Origin of the sequence: Elizabethkingia argenteiflava, assembly GCF_009904105.1 — a bacterium.
GTDB lineage: Bacteria > Bacteroidota > Bacteroidia > Flavobacteriales > Weeksellaceae > Elizabethkingia > Elizabethkingia argenteiflava.
Genome location: NZ_JAAABJ010000687.1, coordinates 1 through 234, shown reverse-complemented (window position 1 = coordinate 234; position 234 = coordinate 1). Strand labels below are relative to the sequence as shown.

Genomic DNA, 234 nt, shown 5'->3' with positions numbered 1-234 from the left:
CAATGGCATTTGTGAACGTTTTCACAGAACGATACAGCACGAGTTTTATGCCATAGCTTTTAGAAAGAAAATTTACAGAAGTATTGAAGAACTGCAATTAGACTTAAACAAGTTGGTTGTCCTATTAAAACAATGAAAGAACGCATACTGGAAAACATTGTTATGGTAAAACACCGATGCAGACGTTTTTGGATAGTAAACCTATTGCAAAAGAGAAATTATTGGAAACTCTTG

The 234-nt window shown here is 33.8% G+C and carries 1 pseudogene; it reads left to right on the top strand.

The features are described from left to right. Positions 1–234, top strand: a pseudogene (locus GNY06_RS14465) (integrase core domain-containing protein); the annotation flags it as partial.